The following is a 7,241-nucleotide window of genomic DNA, read 5'->3' as shown; positions in this document are numbered from 1 at the left end:
GCCCGGCGCCGGCCGTCGTCCGGCCGGCGCGCGCCCGCGCGGACGGCCCAGCCGGCCGCGACCAGGGCGGCGCAGACATGGCCGCCGATGAACCCGGAGGCGCCGAGAACCAGAACCCGCATGAACTGAATGGCTTGCAGCGGCTTTCGCCAGTTGCGCGCGACGCTGGGCCGTCCGGTGTTTAAGTCGCGTTAACCGCCTCGCGCCGCCGCTCGCCCAGCATCCAGGCCAGCACGCCCGGGCGGCGGGCCGGCAGGGCGCGGACGGCCGCGCCGATGCGCGCGATCGTCTCGCGCCCCTGCTCGAGCGCGCCGGCGAACAGCACGAAGCCGTGGATGGAGCCGGGCGCGCAGTCGTAGCCGACCGGGACGCCCAGCGCGCGCAGCCGCCGCGCGTAGGCCTCGCCCTCGTCGCGCAGCGGATCCAGTTCGGCGGTGATGATCAGCGCGCGGGGCACGCGGCGCACCACCCGGTCCGGCGCCAGCAGGGGCGACACGCCGGCCTGCTCGCCGTGGGCGGGCCTGGCCAGGTACTCGCTTTCGGCCCGCTTGATGTCGAACTCGCGCAGAAAGAAGCGGCCGTCGCCCAGTTGGCCGCGCGAGGCGAAGTCGGCGCGGGCGCTGGCGCTCATCACCGGATAGACCAGCACCTGCAGCGCCACCGGCACGCGCGTGCGCTGGCACAGGGCGGCCGCCAGGTTGCCGCCGGCGCTGTCGCCCGTGACCACGATCCGGCGCGGATCGGCCCCAAGGCCGCGCGCGGCGGCATGGGCCCAGACCAGCGCCGCCTCGCAGTCGCGCAGGGCGGCCGGATACTTGTGCTCGGGCGCACGGCGGTAGTGCACGTCGACCACCACCGCCCCCGCCGCCGCACAATAGGCGCGGCACACCCGCTCGTAGGCGGTCGGATCGCCCAGCACCCAGCCGCCGCCGTGGACGTGCAGGATCAGCGGGACGGGCCCGGTCGCGCCCGGCGGATGGTAGATCCGCACCGGCACGGAGCCGGCCGGCCCCGGGATGGAGCGGTCCTCCACCCGCGCGACCGGCGCCGGTTCCGGGCCGTACAGGTCGGCCATCACCCGCAGGCCCTCGCGCCGCTGCTCGACGGTCGGATCGGCCGGCGCGCCGGCGAAATCCTCGACCATGCGCGCCAGCAGCGCCCGGGTCTCGGCGGTCGGCTCGGCCATGATCAGAACCGCACGCCCAGGGTGGCGCTCCAGGTCCGCGGCGCGCCGTAGTAGGCTAGCTGGTAGCCCAGCGAGTCCGACAGGTCGAAGCCGTGGGTGATATAGCGCTCGTCGGTCAGGTTCTTGCCGCCCAGCGACAGGAACCAGCGGTCGCCCGGCGCCTCGTAGCGGGCGAAGGCATCGACCAGGGTGTAGCCGTCCTCGGCCAAGATCTCGCTGCTGCTGACGGTCGAGTAGGTCTTGGAGCGGCGCGAGACGTCCGCGCCCAGCACCAGGGAGCCCTCGCCGAGCTCGACCCGATAGGTCCCGCCCAGCCGTACCGACCATTTCGGCGCGTTCACCGGCGTGCGCTGGTCGCTGATGTCCAGGCCGCCGGGGCCGATGTACTCGTCGTAGCGCGCGTCGAGGTAGCCGATCACCGCGTTCAGGGTCAGGGGCTCGACCGGGCGCGCAGTCAGCTCCAGCTCCGCCCCGCGGATGGTCGCCTTGCCGGCGTTGGTGAACAGGGCCGCGAAGCCCCCGCCGCTATCGGCCACGAAGCTCGACAGCTGCAGGTCGGTGTAGTCGTTCTGGAACACCGCCAGGTTGGCGATCAGCCGGTGGTCGAACAGCACCGACTTCACACCCGCCTCGTAGGCCCACATGGTCTCCGGCTCGTAGGGCCGGGCGCCGTCGGCGTCGTTGGAGCGGCCGTCGAACCCGCCGCTCTTGAAGCCGCGGCTGACGCTGACATAGGCCAGCACGTCGTCCGACACCTTGTAGTCCACACCCAGCTTGGGCGAGAGCGAGGACCAGTCGTGGCTGGTGTCGATGTCGGTGACCAGGAGGCCCGGCGAGCCGTAGTCCACCGGGAACGGCGTCGAGGCGTCGAAGAACTTCTGGGTCCGCGCGAAGTCCTTGCTCTCCCAGGTGTAGCGCAGGCCCGCGGTGAGCGAGAGCGCGTCGGTCAGGGCGTAGGAGCCCTGGCCGTAGACGGCGTAGCTGGTGTTGGTCTGGTCGTTCAGCGAGCCGGTGACCAGCGCGATGTCCGGACCGTACAGGCCGCTGTAGGTGAGGTCGTGCTCGCGGAAGTAATAGAGCCCGCCGACCGCGGTCAGCCGGTCGCCCGTATAGGTCGCCTGGAACTCCTGGCTGACCTGGTTCTGCGCCTCGTCGTCGTACACGCCGAAGAAGCCGAAGGCGGTGGCGTCGAGGTCCAGCTTGGTGTCGTAGTCCATGCGCCGGTAGGCGGTGACCGACTTCAGCGACAGCACGTCGGAGACCCGCCAGTCGGCGACCAGCGACACGCCCGAGGTCTTCAGGTCGTTGCGGTCGTTGAAGTCGGCCTCGACCTTAAACGGGTCGGTGCTGGCCGGAACGCCGAATACGGGCGTGGCCCGGGCCGGGGTGCGCGAGGTGTCCGGCGTGTCCTGCGACGCGTCGAAGTTCAGCCGGAAGGTCAGGTCGTCGGTGGCGCGGTACTCGAACGCCAGCCGTCCGGCCAGCAGGTCCTTGTCGCCGTCGTCGGAGCCGTCGACCGTGTTCTCGGCGTAGCCGTCGCGCTTGGCCATGGCCAGGGCGGCCTTGGCCACCAGCTTGCCCGGGACCAGCGGCACGTTCACGCTGGCCTTGGCGTCGCGGCGGCCATAATCGCCGACCGTGACCTCGCCGCGCCCTTCGAACTCGTCGGTCATCGGCTGCGACACGAACTTCACCGCGCCGCCGATGGTGTTGCGGCCGTAGAGCGTGCCCTGCGGCCCGCGCAGCACCTCGATGCGCGCCACGTCGTAGACGTCCAGGAAGGCGCCCTGCGCCCGGCCCAGATAGACGTCGTCGACATAGACGCCGACGCCGGGATCCGCGAAGGCCAGGGAGTCGATCTGGCCCACGCCGCGGATGTAGACGACCGCGTTCGAGGCGTCGCCGACGTGCAGGGTCAGGTTGGGGACCGCGCTCTCGATGTCGCCGAGGTCGCCCGCCTGCAGGTTCTGCAGGGTCTGCTCGCTCAGCGCGGTGACGGCGACGGGCACGTCCTGGAGGCGCTCGTCGCGCCTGCGGGCGCTGACCACCACCTCGTCGACGCTGGCGACAGCGTCGTCCTCGGGCGACGGCGTCTGGGCCGTTGCGGCGCCGGCGGCGCCGGTCAGCGCGGCGCCGAGAACCAGCGCGGTCACGGACACGCGGGCGCGGCCGCGGCGGCCGCCGATCTTGGTCGACATCTCTATGCTCCCCCCTGAGGGACGCCTTTGCGGCGTTCTGTGACGCTCAGCGGAGCACGCGGCGCGCAGCGGGACTACGGAAGAGATGCGGGCGAATATTTCCGCAAAATCTGCGGCTAGTTGCCGATCGCGCTACTCGGCCAGGGCCGCGCGGACCTGCGACAGGGTGCGCTCGAAGTGGCCGCGCATCAGCCGTTCCAGCTTCGGGGTCGGACGCACCACCGCCGCCCGGCCGTCCTCGCCGGCGCGTTCCTTGGTCAGGTAGCCGTCGTCGGCGGCGCGCTTGATGCGCTCCTCGCGGGTGCGGTTGGAGCCGCTCTTCATGATCTGGCAGGCCGCGCCGACGGTGATCGGCTTGCCGCGCCAGTCGGCGATCAGGCAGCCCACCAGCAGATACCAGAACTCCTGAGTGAAATAGTTCGGCCGGTTTTCGAAGGTTTCGTCCCAGTCGCGCGCATAGCCCTCGAGCGCCTGCGCCCAGGCCACCAGCTGCGCATCTGAAATCGCGTCGGCCATCCTCGCCCCCTGCCCGGCCAGCATGACACGGATTCACGATTCGCGGTCAGCGGCGCTCCGGGCGGCCCCGCCGGACGCCGCAAACGAAAACGGCCGGGCTGCGAGAGCCCGGCCGTTGGAAATTTCGCCTTGCGGACCCGTCGCTTAGAACGGGATCTCGTCGTCGAGGTCGAAGCTCTGCTTCGGACCGGAGGCCGGCTTGGCGGCCGGCCCCGCCGAGAAGCCCGAACCGTAGTCGTCGCCGCCGCCGCCGTAGGACTGGCCGCCGCCCTGGCCCGCGCCTTCGCCGCGGCCGCCCAGCATGGTCAGTTCGCCGCGGAACTTCTGCAGCACGATTTCGGTGGAGTACTTCTCCACGCCCTGCTGGTCGGTCCACTTGCGGGTCTGCAGCGAGCCCTCGATGTAGACGGTCGAGCCCTTGCGCAGGTAGCTCTCGGCCACCTTCACCAGGTTGTCGTTGAAGATCACGACCGAGTGCCACTCGGTCTTTTCCTTGCGCTCGCCCGACATCTTGTCGCGCCATTGCTCGGACGTGGCGATGCGCAGGTTGGCGACCCGGTCGCCGCTGTTCAGCGTACGGATCTCGGGATCGCGCCCGAGATTGCCCACCAGGATCACCTTGTTCACGCTGCCGGCCATGGCCTGAGCCCCTTCAGAAACAGAATCGCGCGGCACCCTATCTGCGTCGCGCGACGATCCGAAATGGATTTATGTTCCAGTTTTGTTCGCGCGGTCAACCCGCGGCCGCCTCGCCCCGCGGTCGCAGGGCGGCGCGCACCGCCGCGACCAGTGCCTCGGGCGTGAAGGGCTTGCGCAGATAGCCCGCCGGTCCGCCCGCCATGGCCCGCTCGCGCGTGGCCGCGTCGCCCTGGCCGGTGACGAACACGACCTGGACGCCGCAGCGCTCGCGCACGAGCCGCGCCGCCTCGATGCCGTCCATCGGCCCCTTCAGATTGATGTCCATGAGCACGACCGCCGGCGTCTGCGCGTCGCAAGCGTCGATCGCCGCCTGGCCGCTGACCACGGTGTCCGCGACCTCGAAGCCGGCGTCCTCCAGCACGGTCTCCATGGTCAGGGCGACGAGGGCCTCGTCCTCCACGACCAGCACACGCTCCCTCACCCCTGGCTCCTCAGCACCCATCGCAGGTCTGAAACGTTTACCCCCGGGAAGGGCTGCGACGAGGCGGGGCCCGGCGAGAGAGACACCCGCCATGCGTTCGGCGTACGCGGACAGCGGACTGGAATGCATCGGCCCCATCCCCTGGGGCGCCCACTTCTGCCAGTTCTACGAAACCGCCCAGGACCTGAAGGACACGGTCGTTCCCTACTTCAAGGCCGGCCTAGACGCGAACGAAGGCTGCCTGTGGGTGGCTTCCACGACACTGGGGGTCGACGGAGCCACCGACGCGCTGCGCGCGGCGGTCCCCGACCTCGACGCCCGGATCAAGCGCGGCCAGATGGAGATCGTGAACAACCGGGACTTCTTTCCGGCTCGCGGCGCCTTCGACGCCGAGCGCGCCATGGGCGACTGGTCCGCCAAGACGCAAAGCGTTCTCGCCAAGGGCTACGCCGGCGTCCGGGTCGCGGGCGCCGCCTTCTGGATCGCCGCCCCCTGCGCGTTCGAAAACTTCACCGACTTTGAGCGGCGCCTGAACGAGGCCATCGCCGGCCAGCCGATCATCTGTCTCTGCAGCTACTGCCTGGAGAAGACCCACGCCACCGACGTGCTGGACGTCGTCCGCCACCACGAGTTCGCCCTCGCCCGGCGCGAAGGCGAGTGGGAGATCGTCGAGAGCGCCGCCCTGAAGGTGGCCAAGCACCGTCTGGTCCTCGCCAACGCGGACCTGGAACGCAAGGTCGACGAGCGCACCGCCCACCTGCAGGACGCCCTGGCCGACAAGGAGGTGCTGCTGCGCGAGGTCCACCACCGGGTGAACAACAATCTGCAGGTGATCAGCAGCCTGATGCTGCTGAAGAGCAAGGAACTGGCGGCGGCCGGCGCGCGGCACGTGCTGGACGACGTCCTGCGGCGCATAAACGCCATCAGCCTGGTCCACGAGACGCTGTATCTCGAGGAGGACAGCCGCGGGATCGACGTCAGCGCCTACCTGGCGGATCTGGCCCGCACCCTGGTCGCCTCGTACGGGCTGGACGACCAGGTGAAGGTCGGCGTGTCGACCAAGGGCGGCTTCCTGGGCCTGACCGAGGCGGTCCCCGTCAGCCTGATCGCCACCGAAGTGATCACCCACGCCCTGCGCCACCGCCGCCCCGACGCGAGCGCGAGCGCGCTCGACATCGCCTACGCCGAGGAGGCCGCGGGGTGCGTTCTGAGCATCCGGGACACGATCGCGCCGCCGTGCGAGGGCGGTCAGTCCCACGCCGGACTGGCGGTCGCCCTGGTCGACAAGCTGGCGGCGCAGGTGGACGGACGCGTCGCCTACGATTGCGACGACGACGCCAACGTCTTCACCCTCAGATTTCCCCCGGCCTGAGCGCCGGGAGCGGCCTCAGCCCTGCGGCGCGGCGGCCGGAGCCGAGCTCGCCGGAGCGGCCGGAGCGGCCCCGTTCGGCGCCCCCTCGGCCGGCACGTTGCGCTTGTCCTTCTGTTCCATCGGGAAGACGCCGGGGATGGCGAGGCGGCCGTCGCGCGCGCGGCGCAGGGCCACGAACCGCGGTCCCTCCAGATAGTCAGACAACGACACGCCGCCGGAGTCGACCCACAGGAACTTGCCCTGATAGGCGCCGACCACCTTCTTGCGGCCGCCGCCCATGCGCAGGAAGCGGATGCGCATCTCCTCGAGCCGCGCGGCGCAGAACTCCAGCTGCGCCTGATCGCGGGCGAGCACGCTGAACTTCACCGGCTTGGTCTTGTCGGGCTGGGTGACGACCCAGCACACGCCCTTGTCGGTCGGCGCCTCGGTGCGCTTCGCGCAGGCCCCCAGGGCGGCCGCCAGGGCCAGGATGATTGCAGCGCGCTTCATGCCGCCCTCGCCTATCGGGTCTGCGGAATGGAGCAGTTCGGGCCCTGCTCGACCAGGGTGCGGAAGCGGCGGTTGTCGTCCGACTGCTCGACCCGCTTGGGCACCAGGCGCAGGGTGGTGTCGCCCCAACGGCCGTAGGAAGCGCCGCCCGGGCGCTCGCACTGGCCGGCGAACAGCATCTGCACGCAGGTGTTCTGCGACACGGCGTCGGACAGCTGACGCCATTCCCCGCCCACGAAGCGCAGGCACGCGCCGGTCGGGCCGGCGGCGACGGCGACCTGCGGGGCCGGGGTTGGCTCGGCCACGGGCGCTTCGACCGGCGCGGTCGGCGCGGAAGCGACGATCGGCGCGGGCGGCGGC

8 protein-coding genes and 1 pseudogene are annotated in these 7,241 nt (G+C 71.0%); 1 reads left to right on the top strand and 8 read right to left on the bottom strand.

Annotation, left to right across the window (positions count from 1 at the left end; all coding sequences use genetic code 11):
- The 6 genes from G3573_RS18645 to G3573_RS18620 form a co-directional block, all read right to left on the bottom strand.
- Positions 1 to 122, bottom strand: a 122-nt coding sequence (locus G3573_RS18645; RefSeq protein WP_163263188.1) for an NAD-dependent epimerase/dehydratase family protein, incomplete at its 3' end; no start/stop codon positions are given.
- Between the two features lie 59 nt (positions 123 to 181).
- Positions 182 to 1,186: an alpha/beta hydrolase gene (locus G3573_RS18640; RefSeq protein WP_163263187.1), complete on the bottom strand. Its 1,005-nt coding sequence runs from the start codon at positions 1,184 to 1,186 to the stop codon at positions 182 to 184.
- 2 nt (positions 1,187 to 1,188) lie between these two features.
- Positions 1,189 to 3,384 (bottom strand): TonB-dependent receptor, encoded by a 2,196-nt coding sequence (locus G3573_RS18635; RefSeq protein WP_163263186.1) that lies wholly within the window; start codon positions 3,382 to 3,384, stop codon positions 1,189 to 1,191.
- 132 nt (positions 3,385 to 3,516) lie between these two features.
- On the bottom strand, positions 3,517 to 3,900 hold the full coding sequence (locus G3573_RS18630; RefSeq protein ID WP_163263185.1) for a hypothetical protein: 384 nt from the start codon (positions 3,898 to 3,900) through the stop codon (positions 3,517 to 3,519).
- Positions 3,901 to 4,044: 144 nt separating this feature from the next.
- A complete protein-coding gene (gene ssb, locus G3573_RS18625) occupies positions 4,045 to 4,539 on the bottom strand; it encodes a single-stranded DNA-binding protein (RefSeq protein ID WP_163263184.1) in 495 nt (164 codons plus the stop codon).
- Between the two features lie 94 nt (positions 4,540 to 4,633).
- Positions 4,634 to 5,020: a response regulator gene (locus tag G3573_RS18620; RefSeq protein WP_163263183.1), complete on the bottom strand. Its 387-nt coding sequence runs from the start codon at positions 5,018 to 5,020 to the stop codon at positions 4,634 to 4,636.
- Positions 5,021 to 5,111: 91 nt separating this feature from the next.
- Here G3573_RS18620 and G3573_RS18615 point away from each other — a divergent pair, with 91 nt between their 5' ends.
- Positions 5,112 to 6,392: an MEDS domain-containing protein gene (locus tag G3573_RS18615; protein ID WP_163263182.1), complete on the top strand. Its 1,281-nt coding sequence runs from the start codon at positions 5,112 to 5,114 to the stop codon at positions 6,390 to 6,392.
- Positions 6,393 to 6,407: 15 nt separating this feature from the next.
- On the opposite strand, the gene G3573_RS18610 is transcribed toward G3573_RS18615, so the two are convergent.
- Entirely contained in the window at positions 6,408 to 6,881 is a 474-nt protein-coding gene (locus G3573_RS18610; protein ID WP_205598364.1) for a hypothetical protein, read from the bottom strand.
- Positions 6,882 to 6,892: 11 nt separating this feature from the next.
- A pseudogene (locus G3573_RS18605) lies at positions 6,893 to 7,241 on the bottom strand (hypothetical protein); the annotation flags it as partial.

The sequence above is a fragment of the Caulobacter sp. 17J65-9 genome (assembly GCF_010975005.1).
In the GTDB taxonomy this organism is placed as follows: domain Bacteria; phylum Pseudomonadota; class Alphaproteobacteria; order Caulobacterales; family Caulobacteraceae; genus 17J80-11.
This window is presented reverse-complemented; position numbering and strand designations above follow the sequence as displayed.

What these genes read in the sequence shown, in the direction of transcription:
- G3573_RS18640 (WP_163263187.1), bottom strand. Translation starts at nt 1,186, where the DNA reads ATGGCCGAGCCGACCGCCGAGACCCGGGCGCTGCTGGCGCGCATGGTC.
- G3573_RS18635 (WP_163263186.1), bottom strand. Translation starts at nt 3,384, where the DNA reads ATGTCGACCAAGATCGGCGGCCGCCGCGGCCGCGCCCGCGTGTCCGTG.
- G3573_RS18630 (WP_163263185.1), bottom strand. Translation starts at nt 3,900, where the DNA reads ATGGCCGACGCGATTTCAGATGCGCAGCTGGTGGCCTGGGCGCAGGCG.
- ssb (WP_163263184.1), bottom strand. Translation starts at nt 4,539, where the DNA reads ATGGCCGGCAGCGTGAACAAGGTGATCCTGGTGGGCAATCTCGGGCGC.
- G3573_RS18615 (WP_163263182.1), top strand. Translation starts at nt 5,112, where the DNA reads ATGCGTTCGGCGTACGCGGACAGCGGACTGGAATGCATCGGCCCCATC.
- G3573_RS18610 (WP_205598364.1), bottom strand. Translation starts at nt 6,881, where the DNA reads ATGAAGCGCGCTGCAATCATCCTGGCCCTGGCGGCCGCCCTGGGGGCC.